This window comes from Aquirufa antheringensis (assembly GCF_023921165.1).
GTDB lineage: Bacteria > Bacteroidota > Bacteroidia > Cytophagales > Spirosomataceae > Aquirufa > Aquirufa antheringensis.
Map to the genome: position 1 here is coordinate 1,669,118 of NZ_CP049835.1, position 18,203 is coordinate 1,687,320.

Annotated in this window: 14 protein-coding genes and 1 tRNA gene; 11 read left to right on the forward strand and 4 right to left on the reverse strand. The window is 42.9% G+C overall.

Translation table 11 applies throughout. The features are described 5' to 3' along the window. Positions 1-57: 57 nt before the first annotated feature. The 3 genes from G9X63_RS07605 to G9X63_RS07615 all read left to right on the forward strand — a co-directional run bounded on the left by G9X63_RS07605 (position 58) and on the right by G9X63_RS07615 (position 4,116). Positions 58-1,998 (forward strand): sensor histidine kinase, encoded by a 1,941-nt coding sequence (locus G9X63_RS07605; RefSeq protein WP_252622266.1) that lies wholly within the window; start codon positions 58-60, stop codon positions 1,996-1,998. 4 nt (positions 1,999-2,002) lie between these two features. Then, entirely contained in the window at positions 2,003-2,590 is a 588-nt protein-coding gene (locus G9X63_RS07610) for a response regulator transcription factor (RefSeq protein ID WP_130923679.1), read from the forward strand. A gap of 560 nt (positions 2,591-3,150) precedes the next feature. Continuing rightward, complete coding sequence (locus G9X63_RS07615) at positions 3,151-4,116, forward strand: YitT family protein (RefSeq protein ID WP_252622268.1); 966 nt, start codon at positions 3,151-3,153, stop codon at positions 4,114-4,116. A gap of 74 nt (positions 4,117-4,190) precedes the next feature. Here the strand turns inward: G9X63_RS07615 and G9X63_RS07620 are convergent. The 3 genes from G9X63_RS07620 to G9X63_RS07630 all read right to left on the reverse strand — a co-directional run bounded on the left by G9X63_RS07620 (position 4,191) and on the right by G9X63_RS07630 (position 6,329). Continuing rightward, a tRNA-Arg gene (locus G9X63_RS07620) sits at positions 4,191-4,262 on the reverse strand. 12 nt (positions 4,263-4,274) lie between these two features. Next, complete coding sequence (locus G9X63_RS07625; protein ID WP_130896025.1) at positions 4,275-4,991, reverse strand: RluA family pseudouridine synthase; 717 nt, start codon at positions 4,989-4,991, stop codon at positions 4,275-4,277. A 186-nt stretch (positions 4,992-5,177) separates the two neighbouring features. After that, positions 5,178-6,329, reverse strand: a complete 1,152-nt coding sequence (locus G9X63_RS07630) for an anhydro-N-acetylmuramic acid kinase (RefSeq protein ID WP_252622270.1) — start codon at positions 6,327-6,329, stop codon at positions 5,178-5,180. A gap of 68 nt (positions 6,330-6,397) precedes the next feature. On the opposite strand from G9X63_RS07630, the gene lhgO reads away from it, so the two are divergent. From lhgO to G9X63_RS07670, 8 genes are all read left to right on the forward strand, one after another. Then, a complete protein-coding gene (lhgO, locus tag G9X63_RS07635) occupies positions 6,398-7,597 on the forward strand; it encodes an L-2-hydroxyglutarate oxidase (protein ID WP_130923677.1) in 1,200 nt (399 codons plus the stop codon). Positions 7,598-7,606: 9 nt separating this feature from the next. Then, complete coding sequence (locus tag G9X63_RS07640) at positions 7,607-9,355, forward strand: ABC transporter ATP-binding protein (RefSeq protein WP_130923676.1); 1,749 nt, start codon at positions 7,607-7,609, stop codon at positions 9,353-9,355. A gap of 104 nt (positions 9,356-9,459) precedes the next feature. Then, entirely contained in the window at positions 9,460-11,136 is a 1,677-nt protein-coding gene (gene ilvD, locus G9X63_RS07645) for a dihydroxy-acid dehydratase (RefSeq protein WP_130923675.1), read from the forward strand. A gap of 83 nt (positions 11,137-11,219) precedes the next feature. Then, complete coding sequence (gene ilvB / locus G9X63_RS07650) at positions 11,220-12,962, forward strand: biosynthetic-type acetolactate synthase large subunit (protein ID WP_252622272.1); 1,743 nt, start codon at positions 11,220-11,222, stop codon at positions 12,960-12,962. Between the two features lie 7 nt (positions 12,963-12,969). Continuing rightward, positions 12,970-13,503 carry an acetolactate synthase small subunit gene (gene ilvN / locus G9X63_RS07655; RefSeq protein WP_130896496.1) on the forward strand — a complete coding sequence of 178 codons (534 nt, stop codon included), beginning with the start codon at positions 12,970-12,972 and terminating at the stop codon, positions 13,501-13,503. Between the two features lie 33 nt (positions 13,504-13,536). After that, the gene (gene ilvC / locus G9X63_RS07660) at positions 13,537-14,580 is read left to right on the forward strand and encodes a ketol-acid reductoisomerase (RefSeq protein WP_130896031.1); all 1,044 of its coding nucleotides are present in this window, start codon (positions 13,537-13,539) and stop codon (positions 14,578-14,580) included. Between the two features lie 68 nt (positions 14,581-14,648). Next, the gene (gene ilvA, locus G9X63_RS07665; RefSeq protein ID WP_252622275.1) at positions 14,649-15,638 is read left to right on the forward strand and encodes a threonine ammonia-lyase IlvA; all 990 of its coding nucleotides are present in this window, start codon (positions 14,649-14,651) and stop codon (positions 15,636-15,638) included. Positions 15,639-15,851: 213 nt separating this feature from the next. After that, positions 15,852-16,991, forward strand: coding sequence for a 2-isopropylmalate synthase (locus tag G9X63_RS07670; RefSeq protein ID WP_252622277.1), 1,140 nt, complete (start codon positions 15,852-15,854; stop codon positions 16,989-16,991). Between the two features lie 80 nt (positions 16,992-17,071). Here the strand turns inward: G9X63_RS07670 and G9X63_RS07675 are convergent, their stop codons facing one another. Then, positions 17,072-18,163 carry a mechanosensitive ion channel family protein gene (locus G9X63_RS07675; protein ID WP_252622279.1) on the reverse strand — a complete coding sequence of 364 codons (1,092 nt, stop codon included), beginning with the start codon at positions 18,161-18,163 and terminating at the stop codon, positions 17,072-17,074. Positions 18,164-18,203: the final 40 nt, after the last annotated feature.

The following is an 18,203-nucleotide window of genomic DNA, read 5'->3' on the forward strand; positions in this document are numbered from 1 at the left end:
TATCTTGAGGTTATGTTTTGGATGAATGTAAGATTAAGATTTCTTTTTTTAGGGTGTTTGCTTTTCGTATTTTCCATCTATGTGGTTGATGCTCAAGTGGTCTCGCGTCAGAAGCAAGGTCAAATGAGAGAATTAAATGCGTTAGCAAACAGTCAAACAAGAGAAGCTTCTTTGAGAATGTTAGCCATTTGGGATAGTTTAAATACGAATCACCACAATCTGATTTATCATTTAGTTCCTATTTCTTTTTGGGAAAAATCACTTGAAAAAAAAATCCGGCTATCTATCCAAGACAAAGAGGAGGATATTCGTTTGAAAGCAGCCTATGCCTTAGCCCATGTGTATTACGTGCAATTGAAAATTAAGGAGACAGCTCCCCTGATTGACTTTTTATATTCCCACAAGAAGCAATTGACCCGAAAACAATATGGTTCTGTCTTAATAAAAAAAGAGGAGATACATCGGTTTTATAAAGATATTGCCAAAGCGGTAAAGGTTCGTAATGAGCGCGTAGAGAATGGATTCATCAAAACGTATTGGGAGTTGTATTTTGCTGCCGGATTGTATAATGAAGCGATTCAGGATTTTAAATCATTTGAAAAGCTTCCTGAGCGGCCCTTTAGGAATCGAATGATGTATTTCGTTCATTTAGGGGATATGTACTTTGAGTCTAAACAATTAGATAGTGCCTTTCACTACTACCGTATTGGGTTAAAAGAGGTTGATATTTATTTGGACAAAATAAAGCGGAAGGAAATAATCGAGGAGGGAAATTTTCCTTATTGGCGTGGTTGGTTCACCGGATTAATGGCTAATTGCCTAGTGGAAAAAGAGCAGTATGCGCGAGCGAGGCCGATGTTAGACTATTATTTGAAGATGAGCCCAGCGGATCAACGCATTAATAGCCTGATCCCTTTAAGTATTTGCTATTTTCATCTAGGGGAAATTGAGAAGGGGAAAGTGTATTTAGACAGTGCACAAGTTCTTTTGCAGCCTACCATGTACGGCCCTAATGAATTCAAATTTCTAAAAGCGAAGTCAGACTATTTTAAGGCCAAAAATGAAATGGATTCTGCCTATTTGTTTTTGGAAGCCTACAATAAGAAAAAGGAATTGTATGAAGCAGGACTTTTGAAAAATCAATCGCTGTTACTTCTAGGAAGAATGGAAATTGATAAAAGGCGGACGGAACTAAAGTTAACCCAAAAAGACCTGATCAAAACGAAGGAAGATTCGAGTCTTCAGAAAAAGCAATTATTTCTATCTCTGGTAGGCTTGGTTTTATTAGCCATTTCTACAGCGCTTATCTTAATCAATTACCGTCAAAAGAGTAGAAGTAAAAATATCATTGAGAAAAAAAATATTGAACTAGCTGCCTTCGCTGAGATTAATTTGCGTAAAAGTCAGCACAATGAGCAATTAGTGAAGGAATTGCATCACAGGGTAAAGAATAATCTACAAAATATCTACAGCTTGCTGAATATCCAGAAGCGAAGAATTGTAGATGAGGAAACGAAAGATTTTGTCACCTCGATTCAAAACAGAATAAACTCCATGGCTGTTGTTCATGAAAGTTTATATTCTGATGATACCCGCGATTCGGTTAATTTTGAACACTATGTGAAAAATTTAGTCGACCATATTAAACTTACTTACGAAAAAGAAGATCAACGAATCTCCCTTTCCTATACCATAGATTCGGTTCAATTGTCCCTCGAAAAAATCATTTTACTGGGGTTGATTCTTAACGAATCGGTTTCAAATGCCTATAAATATTTGACTAGTGAACAGGGGAATCAATTGTTTATTTCCTTGGAAGTGGCAGCAGATACGTGCACCTTAACTATATGGGATGATGGTCCTGGTTTTGACCCTAAAGCGGTCAATCGAACGAGTTTAGGATTAAAGCTTATCCAAATGATGGTTGTGCAATTAGAGGCATCCTATTCCATGTCTTCAGAAAAAGGAGTAGAACATCGTATTCAATTTAAAGTGTAGCAAGATGGCAGAAAAGAGAATTTTAATTTTAGAAGACGAAATGTTACAGGCGCTCGATTTAAGTGAACTGTTGCAAAGTGAAGGCTATATAACTGAAGTTGCCGATAGTTTTGAAATTGGCATTAAAGCCGTAAAGGAGTTTAAGCCGCAATTAATCATTTGTGATATTAATTTGAAAGCCTCACATACGGGGATTGATTTTGCCAAAGAAGTCAATGCGTTTTACCCTTTGGCAGAAATTATTTTCATCACGGCCATTACGAAACAATCCATTGTGGAGGAAGCGCAAGAAACGGAACCCTTAAACTACATTGTGAAGCCCTGGAAAGAGGAACAAATAAAGGTCACTGTTCACTTAGCATTTCAATACATTGAGAGTAAAAATAACGATGTAAAGGAGCTGTTGACTATGTCAGAGTACAAAATTTTAAAACTCGTAGCTAAACAATACTCCAGCAAAGAGATTGCGAACCTGTTATTTGTCTCCGAGAAAACGGTGAAGAATCACCGCCATAATATTATCCAAAAATTGAATTTGACTAATGAGCCCAATAGTTTGTTGAAGTGGGCGATTCATCAGTCGGAGATTTAGATGTAGGGCTAGTTCTACCCGAGTAGCCGCGCTTTATTTCATACAAGTCCATAAAAAAGGCTTCCCGTTAAAAGGAAGCCTTTTTTATTTTGTGGCCTCGGAAGGAATCGAGTCGTACGCGACCCCGGCCTCATCTTAGGTACCGGAAACCTACATTATTACAAAACATGTCTTTATTTGATTTAAAGACCATTCATGAGTCTTTTTGTGTGGCGAAATGGTAGTTTTTGTGAAGTTTGCTTCACAAGTGCTGCACAAGTTCCAATATCAAAAACTTTGTTTTAATTTTTGGATGATATAAAATTATGGATGCCAAAGACAATACTTTATCCAAATTGGAAGTTGTAATGTTAAGAATTTTTCAAAAAAACATTAACTTATCTTAAATTCAAAATAAGACCGACCCTTTTTTACTACAACGGAATTTATATTTATTAAAAGTCTTCAATATACTTTTTAAAGCTTATTTTTAATCAAGTTTTGGTTGTTCGAGAGGGCAAAGGTTGAATTTTGGCTTAATTTCATTTGTAACGGACTTAAGTAATGTTAAGAAATAAAATATGGGCAATTTTTGGACCAAGCTTTTAATACAATTCCGAGACAAACAATTCTCGGAGAGAAAAAGAGTCATAACCTTTCAGCTTTTTAAAAAATATAAAGATATTTTTATAAATACTAAACGACAATTCAAAGATTTAATACTGATTACAGTAGGGATTTTCTCGGCATCGTTTGGTTTTAAGGGCTTTTTGCTAACAAACCATTTTATTGATGGAGGAGCAACAGGAATTTCTTTATTGATTTCTGAACTTACTGAAATTCCACTTTACATTCTGATTATTTGCGTTAATATTCCATTTATCATTCTCGCATACAATGTAATCGGTAAGCAATTTGCTATCAAGTCCGCTATTGCCATAGCAGGTCTTTCATTTGTTCTGGCTAAAGTTACATTTCCCAATGTAACCAATGACAATTTATTGGTAGCAATTTTTGGTGGTTTTTTTCTAGGTGCGGGTATTGGCTTTGCGATTCGGGGGAGTGCAGTTATTGATGGGACAGAAGTGCTCGCAATCTTTTTGAGTCGTAAATTTGGGACAACAATTGGGGATATCATTATCGCGATTAACGTTATCATTTTTGGAGCCGCATCATACTTTTTAGGGGTTGAAATAGCTCTATATTCCATGATAACTTACTTGGCTGCATCAAAAACGTTAGACTTTATTGTAGAAGGTATTGAAGAATATATCGCTGTTACTATAGTTTCCTCTCATAGTGAAGAAATACGTCAAATGATTATTAATAAAATGGGACGTGGAGTTACAATTTATAGTGGAAAACGAGGTTATGGCAAACGAGGTGAAATCAAAGAAGTTGAAATTCTTTATACCGTGATTACAAGGCTGGAAGTAAGTAAAATAACGACTGAAATTGAAAAAATTGAACCGACAGCTTTTGTGGTAATGAATAGTGTGAAAGACACGAAAGGTGGAATGATAAAAAAAAGAGCATTAATGCATTAAAAATGCTTCACAAGTTCAAATTTCTTTCGAAATACAAAAGGACATCTCTTTCGAAATGTCCTTTTTTTATGGAGTAGCCTCGGAAGGAATCGAACCTTCATCTTAGGTACCGGAAACCTACATTCTATCCATTGAACTACGAAGCCAGGGCTGCAAAATTACGAATACTTCTCCAAAGTCTTTACCAGCACATTGAAATCTTTTGGATAGGGTGCCTCAACTGTAATTGGATCGCCATTCATCAAGTTGAAGGACAAACTGTGTGCGTGAAGAGCTACGCGGCGCATAACGGGTAATTCTTCCGTATCTTTTTTCAAATGGAAATTGCGTTTTAAATCGGATAAGTATATTTCCGGGCCACCATACATCGCGTCGGAAACGATAGGCGCTTTAAGGCAAGTAAGGTGAATACGGATTTGGTGCATGCGTCCTGTGATGGGCATACATTCGACTAACGTATAGCCACGGTATACTTTCAGCGTTCTAAACCAGGTTTCGGCGTGCTTTCCTTTGGCCCGATCAATCACCACTTTTCCGTCTTTCAATGGCAAAATGGGCAAGTTGACTAAAAATCCATCCCAGTCATGCATCCCCTCCACGACCGCGTGGTAACGTTTCGCCGTTTCGCGGTGCTCGAATTGCATGGAGATGTGGCGGTAGGCCTCCGGATTTTTGGCGATCACTAAAGCCCCAGATGTTTCTTTGTCCAAACGATGTCCCACCTGCGCATCAGACGAATACTCCTTCGCTAAACGCAAAATCGCCGGCGCTAAATCATCCTTCCGCTCATCCAGCGTCGAAATGCCCGAGGGCTTGTTAATCACAATAAAATCAGCATCCTCGAAAAGGATGGAATCGGTAAATTTGTATTTCATGTTTTGCGCTTCTTCGCAGCTTAAAAGTCGTTGCTTCGCAACTTAGTCAATGAGTCGCCGCTGCGCGGCTTAGTCCGGAGGACTTTCTCTCTACTCTATTTTTATTCTTTATGCTTTGTGCACTATTCTTTAAATCTATTCTCTCTGCTCTATAATCTTTAATCTAAAAATTTTGGAAAAATATCGTTATAACGATATTTTTCCAAAATTTTCCCACGGCGAATCCCCCAATCTCTCCGCTCCCGGTGAATCCGCCAACGTTTCGTTCGCTAACAAAGCAAATAAAACGGCCTCTTTCGCCGCCGAAGGCATACCCAGCTCATCACTTTCACAAACGCGGAAAGGAAGAAGCTCGGCTAAACGGGCCATGATCACGGGGTTTTTGCTGCCGCCACCACTGACATAAACCGTGCCTTCAATGCCAGATGGAATATAGGTTTTCATGGCGAGGGCGATGCTTTGGGCGGTGAATTCCGTAAGGGTCGCGACTAAATCAGCTGGGCTGATGGAGGCGTGAACCAGGTCTAAATTAAAGTATTCGGGGCCGGTGCTTTTTGGGAATGAATCCTTGAAAAAGCTCAGGCTCATGAGTTCTGCTAAAATGCCAGCGTCGATTTTTCCGGAAAGGGCGATGACTCCATTTTCATCATAGGCTTGATTGAAATAGCGGCGAACTGCAGCGTCGATCAAGGTATTTCCGGGGCCGGTATCAGTCACTAAAATGCCAGCTGGGTCACCCGAAGCAGGCAAATAGGTGAAGTTTCCGATGCCGCCTATGTTTAATAAAATCCGATGTTCGCCTTTCATGGAGAACAAGAAATAATCGCCAAACATCGCCAAAGGTGCTCCCTCGCCGCCGGCTGCCACGTGTTTTTGGCGGAAGTCCGAGAGGGTAATGATGCCAGTTAGTTGGGCGATGTGATCGCCGTCGCCTATTTGCAAGGTTGAATGCGGGAGTTTGCCTGTTCTGTCGGGACGGTGCATCACGGTTTGGCCATGGGAGGCAATCGCGTCTACCTCGGACGGTGAAACACCCCAGCTTGCTAAAACTTCTAAAATGAGCGAAGCGTGCAAACGTCCAATTTGCGCGTTAAGCGTGGACAGGGTGGGGAAATGAATATTCTCTTTGGCAAAAACCGAACGAATCGACTCCTTAAATTCTGCCGGATAAGGGCGGGTGTCGTAATGCAAAATCTCGTAAGACGTGTCCAGCCCAAAACCCGTGAAGTGAACCAAAGCTAAATCCAAACCATCCAAGGACGTACCCGACATGAGACCTAAAATGGTCCGAGTAGGGGCTTTGGAAATCTGGTAAAGTTGCTCAATCCGCGGGTTCATAGGTCAAAGCTACGAATAATTCTTTTTACCACCGTTTAGCCGTATATTTGTTGTTCAAATTTCATTTTATGGCATTAGACGTAATCATCGTAGGCGGCGGCATCGTGGGCCTCGCAACGGCGCATCGCTTATTAGAGGCGAGACCTGATCTTCATATCGCTTTGTTTGAGAAAGAAAGTATGGTCTCCATGCACCAAACAGGCAATAATTCTGGCGTGATCCACTCGGGCTTGTACTACAAACCGGGTTCTTTGAAAGCCAAGAATTGCATTGAGGGTTACCATCAATTGATCGATTATTGCACGAAAGAGAACATTCCATTTGAATTAACGGGTAAAATTGTCGTCGCAACGACGAACGATCAGCGCGTGCAATTGGAGAATTTGTACCAAAGAGGTCAACAAAATGGCCTGGATGGATTGAAGAAATTGAGTTTAGCGGAAATGCGCGAATACGAACCGCACGTGACGGGGGTAGAAGGGATGTGGGTGCCACAAACAGGTATCGTGGATTACCGAGCAGTCGCAGCGAAATTAGCCGTAGGAACCCAAATCAAGGGTTGCGAGATGCATTTAGGCGAGCAAGTGATTGATATCAAGAAAGGTTTGACTTTCTCGATCGTGGAGACGACGAAGTCAGTCTACGAAGCAAAATTAGTGATCAACTGTGCCGGCCTTTACTCGGATAAAGTAGCGCAGATGACCCAAAAAGAACCTCTGGACGTGCGCATCGTGCCGTTCCGCGGGGAATATTTTAAGCTGAGAAAAGACAAAGAATACTTAGTGAAGAACCTGATTTATCCAGTACCAGATCCAAACTTCCCGTTCTTAGGCGTTCACTTCACCCGCATGATGCGCGGTGGTGTGGAGGCGGGACCGAATGCGGTTTTGGCCTTTAAGAAAGAGGGTTACAAGAAATTAGGGATTAATGCGAAGGAACTTTGGGATACCTTAACGTGGCCTGGATTCCAAAAAGTAGCCATGAAATACTGGGAAACCGGTTTAGGTGAAATGTACCGCAGCTTCTCGAAAGAGGCATTCACGAAAGCCCTACAAGAATTGATTCCAGAGATTCAAATCAACGATTTAGTCGAAGGCGGCGCGGGCGTAAGAGCCCAAGCTTGCGATAGAAACGGCGGTCTATTAGACGATTTCTCGATCGTAGAAGATGCGAAAGTGATCAATATTTTAAATGCGCCTAGTCCAGCGGCGACCTCGTCCTTATCTATCGGTAAGACGGTGGCGGAAATGGCCCTAAGTAGATTTTAATCAACAAACATGAAATTATTACTGAATTATTTACAAGTATACCGCTGGCGCGTGGTGGGGGCCTTAGCCTTGGCAGCCACGAACCAGATCTTCTCGTTGATGGATCCCTATATTTTCAGGAAGATCATCGACGATGTGGCGGCGGTGTACCGCTCGGATACTCACACGATGGACCAGTTCGTGGCGGCGATTTGGCCTCTGGCCTTAGCGTCTGTGGGCGTTGCTTTCGTGAGCCGGGTAGCGAAAAACTTTCAGGATTATTTCATCAATACAGTAACCCAAAAAGTAGGGGCAAACCTCTATTCAGACGGTATTCGCCACTCCTTGGAGTTGCCGTATGAGACGTTTGAGGACCAAAGATCAGGCGAGACCTTGGGTAAACTCCAAAAAGTCCGCACCGACGTTGAAAAACTGATTACCCTGGGAATCAACATTTTATTCCAATCCATCATCGCCTTGATCTTCATCTCGGTCTATGCCTTTTCGGTGCATTGGATGGTGATGCCCCTTTTCTTAATCACGGGTCCACTAATCGGCTATGTATCTTCTGTATTAAGTAAGAAGATCAAAGTGATTCAGATCGAAATCGTAAAGGAATCGACGGGTCTAGCCGGATCTACGACGGAATCCTTGCGCAACATCGAGCTGGTGAAATCTTTGGGTTTAGCAGAACAAGAGATCGCCCACTTAAATGCGACGACGGAGAAAATCCTGAAATTAGAGTTAAAGAAAGTGCGTTACGTGCGTTCGATGGCCTTTGTTCAAGGAACCTGCGTGAACTTGTTGCGTATGCTCATGGTGGTCGTTTTGATTTACTTGATTTACGAGGGAAAGATAACGATAGGTCAATTCTATTCATTGAACATCTATTCGTTCTTCCTCTTTAACCCCTTGCAAGAGATTGGTAATGTGGTGAATACCTACCGTGAGGCAGAGGTATCGCTCCAAAATTTCGAGCAGGTATTAAGCATTCCTTCGGAGAAGAAACCTACAAACCCGAAGGCGATTTCGTCTATTCAGGAATTGAAGTTCGATCACGTTTCATTCAAACACCAATCCGCAACGACGGAAGCATTGGACGGAATCACGTTCTCCGTTAAAGGCGGCGAGACGATTGCCTTCGTGGGACCATCGGGTGCAGGAAAATCGACTTTAGTAAAATTATTGGTTGGTCTTTATCGTCCCAAAAAAGGTCAGGTATACTACAACGGCGAACCGAGTGATGCGATTGATTTCGATGAATTGCGCAAGAAGATTGGTTTTGTGACCCAAGACACGCAATTGTTCTCCGGTTCCATACGCGAGAACTTGTTGTTCGTTAACCCGAACGCGACAGACGCACAATGTATGGCCGTGTTAGAAAAGGCTGCTTGCCAAACGTTACTAGCCAGAGCCGACAAAGGCCTTGATTCATTAATCGGTGAAGGTGGTGTGAAAGTATCCGGCGGTGAGAAGCAGCGTTTAAGTATCGCGCGCGCCTTGCTGCGTGATCCTAATTTATTGGTTTTTGATGAGGCGACATCGGCCTTGGATTCTTTGACTGAAGAAGAAATTTCCGAGACGATTCGTTCTTTATCCGTTGATACGGAGCATCTTACGATCCTAATTGCCCACCGTTTATCGACGGTGATGCATGCGACGCGGATCTATGTGCTAGAGAAAGGGCAGATTGTGGAACAGGGCTCGCACGACGATTTAGTGGCGAGCAAAGGATTGTATTTTGCGATGTGGAGACAGCAGGTAGGAGAAAACAAATAATTAATTTTGCTTTTTCTATAATTGCCAAAGATTCTTTGGCATATACTACTCGTCTACAAATCGAATTGCGTATATTTATCGTTTGAAAAAATTTCTTACACCCTATGTCATTAAATAAGTATTCACGGACATTAACTCAGGAAGTATCTAATCCCGCTGCGAAAGCGATGCTCTACGGTATCGGCTTAACATCAGAGGATATGAACAAAGCCCAAATCGGTATCGCATCTACCGGTTACGAAGGCAATACCTGCAACATGCACTTGAATGGCTTGTCTGTTCATGTGAAAAAAGGGATCCAAGAGAACGGAATGGTCGGTTTGATCTTCCACACGATCGGGGTTTCAGATGGAATGACGAACGGAAATGACGGGATGAGCTATTCATTGCCATCACGTGATATCATCGCGGATTCAATTGAAAACGTGGTAGGGGCACAATGGTACGACGGCGTCATCGCAGTCGTAGGTTGTGATAAGAATATGCCAGGTGCCATGATGGCGATGGCGCGTTTGAATCGCCCAGGGATGCTAGTTTACGGCGGAACAATTCGCAGTGGTTCTTACAAAGGAGAAAAATTAGACATCGTTTCGGCCTTCGAAGCTTTGGGAAAAAAATATGCAGGAACCATCTCAGACGAGGATTATGAAGGCGTTATTCGCAATTCAATCCCGGGAGCAGGAGCCTGCGGCGGTATGTACACAGCGAATACGATGGCTTCTTCGATGGAAGCGATGGGCTTAGTACTACCTAATTCATCGACGTATCCAGCCACGCACGAAGGCAAGAAAGAGGAGTGCTTAGCGATAGGCGCGGCGATGAAAGTGTTATTAGAGAAAAACATCTGTACGCGTGACATCATGACGCGCAAGGCATTCGAGAATGCGATGACGGTGGTGATGGCCTTAGGAGGTTCCACAAACGCGGTGCTTCACTATTTAGCGATTGCACACGCCGCTGGAATCACGTTTACATTAGAAGATATTCAAGCTATTTCAGATCGCACGCCTTTGATTGCAGACTTGAAGCCAAGTGGTAAATACTACATGGAAGACGTGTTAGCGATCGGTGGAATGCCAGCGATTTTGAAATATTTACACAGTGTGGGCTTGTTACACGGAGAGTGTTTGACTGTCACTGGAAAGACGATGGCGGAGAACCTTGCGGAGGCTCCTGACTTGAATTTCGAGACACAAAAAATCATTTTCCCTATCACACAACCATTGAAACCTACAGGCCACTTGCAGATCTTGTACGGTAATTTAGCTCCAGGAGGTGCTGTGGCGAAGATTACTGGTAAGGAAGGCGAGCGTTTTGAGGGGATTGCCAAAGTTTGTGAGCGCGAAGAAGAGGTCATCGAATACATCTCTAAAGGAGAAATCAAAGCGGGTCACGTCATCGTGATTCGTAATGAAGGACCTAAAGGGGGGCCAGGTATGCCAGAAATGTTAAAACCTACTTCGGCCGTTATCGGTGCAGGATTAGGAAACTCGGTAGCGATGATCACGGATGGTCGTTTCTCTGGAGGTACACACGGATTTGTGGTAGGTCACGTGACGCCAGAAGCACAAGAAGGTGGTCCGATTGGCCTAGTGAAAGACGGTGATAAAATTACGATTGATGCGGTGAATAATACCTTGGTGTTGCACGTGTCGGATGAAGAATTAGCAGAACGCAAGAAGAATTGGAAGCCGATTGAGTCTCCATTCAAGCAAGGTGTTCTACGCAAATACATTAAAAACGTATCCTCTGCTAGCCAAGGATGCGTGACGGATTTATAAGAAAATTGTTTTTTTATCTATCCAGAAGGCTTAAATTGAGCTTTCGAAACCATTGAAACAGAATTTTTGAATAATTGTTAACCATGGGACAAACCCAAACTCAAACCGAAGCAGCTAATCAACCTGGCCAAAAGAAATTTTTGTCCGGCGCTCAAGCTATCATGCAATCATTGGTAGAGCAGGGTGTGGATACGATTTTTGGTTACCCTGGTGGGGCCATTATGCCTACCTATGATGCGCTTTACGATTACCAAGATCGCCTAAAACATATTCTCGTACGTCACGAACAAGGAGCTGGTCACGCCGCTCAAGGCTATGCACGTATGCTGAACAAGGCAGGAGTTTGCATGGTGACTTCTGGTCCGGGTGCTACGAACTTAATCACGCCTATCGCAGATGCGATGTTGGATTCTACTCCCTTGGTGTGTATCGTAGGGCAAGTAAAAGGAAATTTATTAGGAACCGATGCGTTCCAAGAATGCGATTTGATCGGTATTTCCATGCCGGTAACGAAGTGGAATTACCAAGTGCTAGATGCCAATGAGATCCCTGAGATCATGGCGAAAGCTTTCTACATCGCGGAAACTGGTCGCCCTGGCCCCGTTTTAATTGATATTACGCGTACGGCTCAAACTGATTTGATGACCGTGCCTTTTGAATACAAACCATGTACTTCGATTATTTCTTACAAACCTCGCGTTGAGCCTAAAGCAGAACACGTGGAGGCGGCCGCGAAATTGATCAACAGTGCAAAACGCCCGTACATCTTAGCAGGTCACGGTATCTTGATTTCTGGGGCGGAGAAAGAATTAAATGATTTTGTGGATAAAACGGGTATTCCAGTGGCAACGACCTTGTTAGGTATGTCAGCCATGGATGCAGATCACCCGCTTTATGTGGGTTGGCCAGGCATGCACGGAAATTATGGTGCGAACGTATTAACGAACTCTTGCGATGTTTTAATCGCGATCGGAATGCGTTTTGATGACCGTATCACGGGAGATTTATCGACTTATGCGAAACAAGCGAAGGTGGTTCACATTGAAATCGACCCGAGTGAAGTAGATAAAAATGTGAAGGCAGATGCTCCAGTGGTGGGGGATGCGAAGGCGGCGCTTCAGGCTTTATTGCCTTTAGTGAACAAGGCAGACCACAGCGAATGGAGAGCTGAATTTAAGAAATACGACGACGAAGAATACGAAAAAATCACGAAGAAGGACTTGTTCCACGAAGGGGATAAGATCAAGATGGGCGAGGCCGTCAATCTGTTGTCGAATAAAACCAAAGGAGAAGCTGTCGTCGTAACAGACGTAGGGCAACACCAAATGATTACGAATCGCTATTACCGTTTCAAAAAGCGTAATTCGATTGTTACTTCCGGTGGCGCTGGAACGATGGGCTTTGCCTTGCCGGCGGCTTTTGGAGCGAAGGTGGCGGTACCAGAGCGTGAAGTAGTGGCGGTGATTGGTGATGGTGGTTTCCAAATGACCTTACAAGAGCTAGGTACCATCGCGCAGAGCGGTTTGCCGGTTAAAATTATCATCCTGAATAACAATTTCTTAGGCATGGTGCGCCAATGGCAGCAATTGTTCTTTGAGAACCGTTATTCCTTCGTTGAATTGCAGAATCCTGATTTCATTACGATTGCGAAGGGTTTTGGTATTGCGGGTCACACCGTTTCAGACCGATCGGAATTAAGCGAATCACTCGATACTTTATTGAATTCAGATAAGCCTTATCTGTTAGAAATCGTTTGTGAAAAAGAGGAAAATGTATTCCCCATGGTACCTGCGGGTGGCTGTGTAACAAGTATCAGGCTAGAATAATCTTATGTTGACGAATTATACCATATCCATTTTTACAATGAACACGGTCGGTTTATTAAATCGAATCACGATCATTTTTACGCGTCGCCGGGTAAATATTGAGAGTTTGACGGTTTCTGAGACAGAACGTAAGGGCGTATCTCGTTTTACGATTGTGATTAAGCAGGAGAACAGGGAATTCGTGGAGAAATTAGTTCGCCAAATCCGTAAAGTAACCGACGTTCTCGCAGTGTTTGGTTACCTAGATGACGAAATCGTGTTTAACGAAATCGGCTTATTTAAGATTGCCACTCCACTAGGAGGAATTCCAGTGGATGTGAAGACGATTAATTTAGACTGGAATGCGAAAATTGTGCACTTTGGCCTAGATTATGTAGTCGTAGAAAAGAATGGCTCGGAAGAAGAAATTCAAGAGTTTTATACCTATTTGAAAAAATGGGAAATATTAGAGTACGTTAAGTCTGGTCGTGTTGCCGTGGGTAAAACGGAGAAAGGCTTAGTAGAGTTTTTGCCGGAAGAAGGCAATTGGGAAATCGTATAATCGAACAAAGAATATAAATTAAATAACAAAAAAATGGCAAAGATTAATTTCGGTGGAGTTGTTGAAGACATCGTAACAAGAGAAGAGTTTCCATTAGAGAAAGCTAGACAAGTATTAGCAGACCAAACGATCGCTGTGATCGGATATGGAGTTCAAGGTCCAGGACAAGCGTTAAACATGAAAGACAATGGTCTAAATGTAATCGTAGGTCAACGTAAAGGTAAAACTTATGACAAAGCTGTCGCTGACGGTTGGGTTCCAGGTGTAACTTTATTTGAAATCGAAGAAGCTTTGGAAAAAGGAACGATCATTTGTTACCTACTTTCAGATGCCGCTCAAATCGAATTATGGCCTACAGTGAAGAAATATTTGACGGCTGGAAAGTCTCTTTATTTCTCACATGGTTTTGGTATCACGTACAAAGAGAAAACAGGAATCGTTCCTCCAGCAGATGTGGACGTATTCTTAGCTGCACCTAAAGGTTCAGGTACTTCATTACGTCGTTTATTCGTAGCTGGTAAAGGTTTGAACTCTTCGTTCGCTGTTTACCAAGATGCAACAGGAAAAGCGCGTGAGAAATGTATCGCGATGGCTATCGGTGTGGGTTCAGGCTATTTATTCGAAACTGATTTCTACAAAGAAGTAACGTCTGACTTAACGGGTGAGCGTGGAACATTAATGGGAGCTATCCAAGGTATCTTCGCTGCACAATACGACGTATTACGCGCGAACGGTCACTCTCCATCTGAAGCATTCAACGAAACTGTGGAGGAATTAACGCAATCGTTAATGCCATTAGTTGCTGAGAACGGAATGGACTGGATGTATGCTAACTGTTCTACAACGGCACAACGTGGTGCATTGGATTGGTGGAAGCCTTTCCGCGATGCTACTAAGCCTGTATTTGAGCAATTATACAACTCAGTGAAAACACAAGCAGAAGCAGAGCGTTCGATTACGTTGAATTCTCAACCGGATTACCGTGTGAAATTAGATGCTGAATTGAAAGAAATGGCAGATATGGAAATGTGGAGAGCAGGTGCTGCGGTACGTAGCTTACGTCCAGAGAATAACTAATTTTTTATAGTGTTTGAAAAAGGGTAGACAAGCGATTGTCTACCCTTTTTTTGTTAATTTTGGGGCGCATGGAATTCAACAAACTACAACACGTTCCTAGCGTCACAGAAATAAAACAAGTAGCGGAGCAGCTAAAGGGGGTCATCTCAGAGACGCCTTTAGAATTCTCGGCCTCGCTTTCTGCGCGCTATGGGGCAAATATCTATTTAAAACGCGAAGATTTGCAGGTCGTTCGCTCCTATAAAATTAGGGGTGCCTACCACAAAATCTCTAACATCCCTTCGGAGTTAAGATCGAAAGGGGTGGTAGCTGCGTCTGCCGGAAACCATGCCCAAGGTGTTGCTTTAGCCTGTGCTTTGCTCGGAATTCAAGCGCACATTTTCATGCCTAAGTCGACGCCTTTGCAGAAGGTGGAGGCGGTTCGGTTTTTCGGAAAGGAAAAGGTGCGTATTTACTTAGTGGGAGAGACCTATGATGAGGCCTTCGCGGCATCACGTAAATTCTGCGAGACGAATGGCGCCATTTATATTCCGCCATTTGATGATTTTGACATTATTGCGGGTCAAGCCACGGTTACTTTAGAGATTTTAGATGCAATGCCTGCTGCTCCTGACTTTCTGTTTGTGGCGATAGGTGGAGGCGGCTTGGCTGCGGGAGCTTCGTTAGTTTTGCCTCCCTCGACATTCCTCATAGGGGTGGAGCCGGCTGGGGCGCCATCCATGCAGCGGAGTTTGACGGCTTCGGAAGTGGTGGTGTTGGAGGAGATTGATCGCTTTGTGGATGGAGCATCTGTGAAGCAGGTAGGTTTGAAGACCTTTGCTATCTGCCAAAAAGGCTTGTCGCGCATGTTGACTGTTTCGAAGAAGGATTTATGCCAAACCATGTTAGATCTCTATGCCCTAGGCAGTATGATCGTAGAACCAGCTGGTGCTTTAAGTGTGGCTGGTCTCGAGGAAATGGCGGAGGAAATTAAGGGGAAAACGGTAGTTTGTGTCATCTCGGGTGGAAATTTCGATCCCAAACGCTTTCCAGAGATCAAATCTCTTGCCTCGGCTTAAAAAAATCCAAAATTTTATATTCTGACGCACTTTTGTATTTTAGATTAATTATCTTTTTTATTCGATTATTAAGGATTATTAATAGTTAAATAATCTTTTTCACCTAAATATTAAGATTTTTAATCTATGCTCTATACTCTGTCATCTCTAATTTCCTTGTTTACAAGGGTAATTAGCCGTAATTTCACAACGAAATAAAACACCTAAAACAAGATGAGTAACCGCATTCAGATTTTTGATACTACCTTACGTGATGGCGAACAAGTTCCCGGCTGTCAATTAAACCGAGAGGAAAAAGTAGAAGTTGCTTTACAGCTCGAGTTGTTAGGTGTAGATATCATCGAAGCGGGTTTTCCCATCTCATCTCCGGGTGATTTTGCCTCGGTTCAAGCCATTTGTGACGCCGTAAAGGAGCCTACAATTTGTGCTCTGACTCGTGCCAAAAAAGAAGATATCGACGCAGCCGTCGCTGCCTTAAAAACGGCTCGTAAGCCTCGTATTCATACAGGTATCGGTTCTTCAGATGTTCATATTAAGCATAAATTCAATTCGACACGCGAAGAAATTATCGAGCGGGGTGTGTGGGCTGTGAAGTATGCCAAATCCTTTGTCGAAGACGTCGAGTTCTTCGCCGAAGACGCAGGTCGGGCTGATTTAGCCTTTTTGGCACAATTAACACGCGAAGTAATCAAGGCGGGCGCAACAGTCGTCAACTTACCAGATACAACGGGCTATCTATTGCCGCACGTCATGCACGAGCGTATCAAGTATTTGTACGAAAACGTAGATAACATTCACCAGGCTACGATTTCCATGCACAATCACAACGATTTAGGTTTAGCTACGGCGAACACCATCGCAGGTATCCAAGCAGGTGCTCGCCAAGTCGAAGTAACGATCAATGGAATAGGGGAGCGGGCTGGAAATACGTCTTTGGAAGAAATTGCGATGATCCTAAACGTGCACAAAGACTTAGGATTTACAACGGGAATTAAGCCCAAATATTTATACCCTACCAGTACTTTAGTGTCTAACTTAATGGGCATGCACGTACAGCCTAACAAGGCAGTTGTAGGCGCAAATGCATTCGCGCACTCATCAGGAATCCACCAAGATGGTTTCTTAAAGCACGCACAAAACTATGAGATCATGAACCCGGAAGACGTAGGTGTTTCCTCGTCTGCGATTTTATTAACTTCTCGTTCAGGCCGTGCCGCCTTACGTCACCGATTGACTTTACTAGGATTCGATTTCGAAAAACCAGAATTAGACAAGATCTACACGCGCTTCTTGTTGATGGCGGATGAGCGGAAGATGATTCATGATGCTGATCTTCGTGAGTTGATTGGATAAAACAAAATTCTAAATCGTGCTGCGCAATGATTTTTGAATTTTATTTTTTCCAATCTCCTCTCTCCACTCTCTTGCGGCCGTTACGACCTCGCCATCACCACCTTCTCCTTCTCCAGCACCTTCAAAATCCCTAAATTAATGGCCTGCTTCGTTGCCTGGAACTTAGCGAAGTCTTTCGTTTGTACGAAATAGGTGACTGAAATATCAATAGAATAGGCTCCAAAGCCTTCAAAAATCACTTTAGGTGCTTTTTTCTTACACAAGTGTTCCTCTTGAATGAATGTTTCAATCGCAGCAATGGCTGCCTCAATTTGCGCAGGCTTTGTGTTTAACTCGCATTGAATTGTGTATTTTGCCCGTCTATAATCTCGTTCGCTCATATTTTCGAGGGATTGAGACGTTAAGAGGCGATTAGGTACTAAAATTAAATTTCCATCGGCACCTCTCAAGCGTGTGCTTCTGAAACCAATTTTTTCGATATCGCCACTGATAGAACCTATTTGGATGCTATCGCCTACGACAAAGGGGAGATCTAAGAAGATGGTGAAAGAGGCAAACAGGTTTTCTAAGGTTTCCCGAGCAGCTAAGGCAAGGGCTAAGCCCCCAATTCCTAAACCTGTAATGAGGGCAACGACATCCACTTCAAAAATGCGACCTAGGAAAACAAATCCAGCGGCCGTGATAATAAAGACCATGGATAGGTCGTTTAGGAAAGGAATGAATTGCTGTTTGGATTTTTGGTCAGCGCCGTTCCACTTTTCTTGAGCCACTAAAATAACGACCTTCATTAGGCGAATGATGACCCAGGTGACGGTGAAAATGACTGCGGATTCGAAGGCTTTTTCGATGAGGTATAATAGTCCGAAATGATCCTTTGGCTGAATATTCCAGGTCGATGGGACGTGTAGGTTTTGGACTGCAAAATAAAGGAAAATCCAAAAAATGAGTAGTTCAAAAGGTTTTCGAATCAGTTGAACACAATCTTGAATGGAAATGGATTCTTCTGGAATAAAGCGAAAAACGATTTTTGAAAACGAGTTCGAGAAAAAGCGTCTTAGGATAAAACTGATTAAAATGATCCCTCCGAAAAGGAGTAAATCCCATGCTGAATTGTCTAAGTAGATCCCGTTTTTCAATTCCTCCATCGTGTGCTTTATTATTTTTGAGCTCAAATATAGCTAATAACTTAGTCGAATGTGAAATAAAATTACG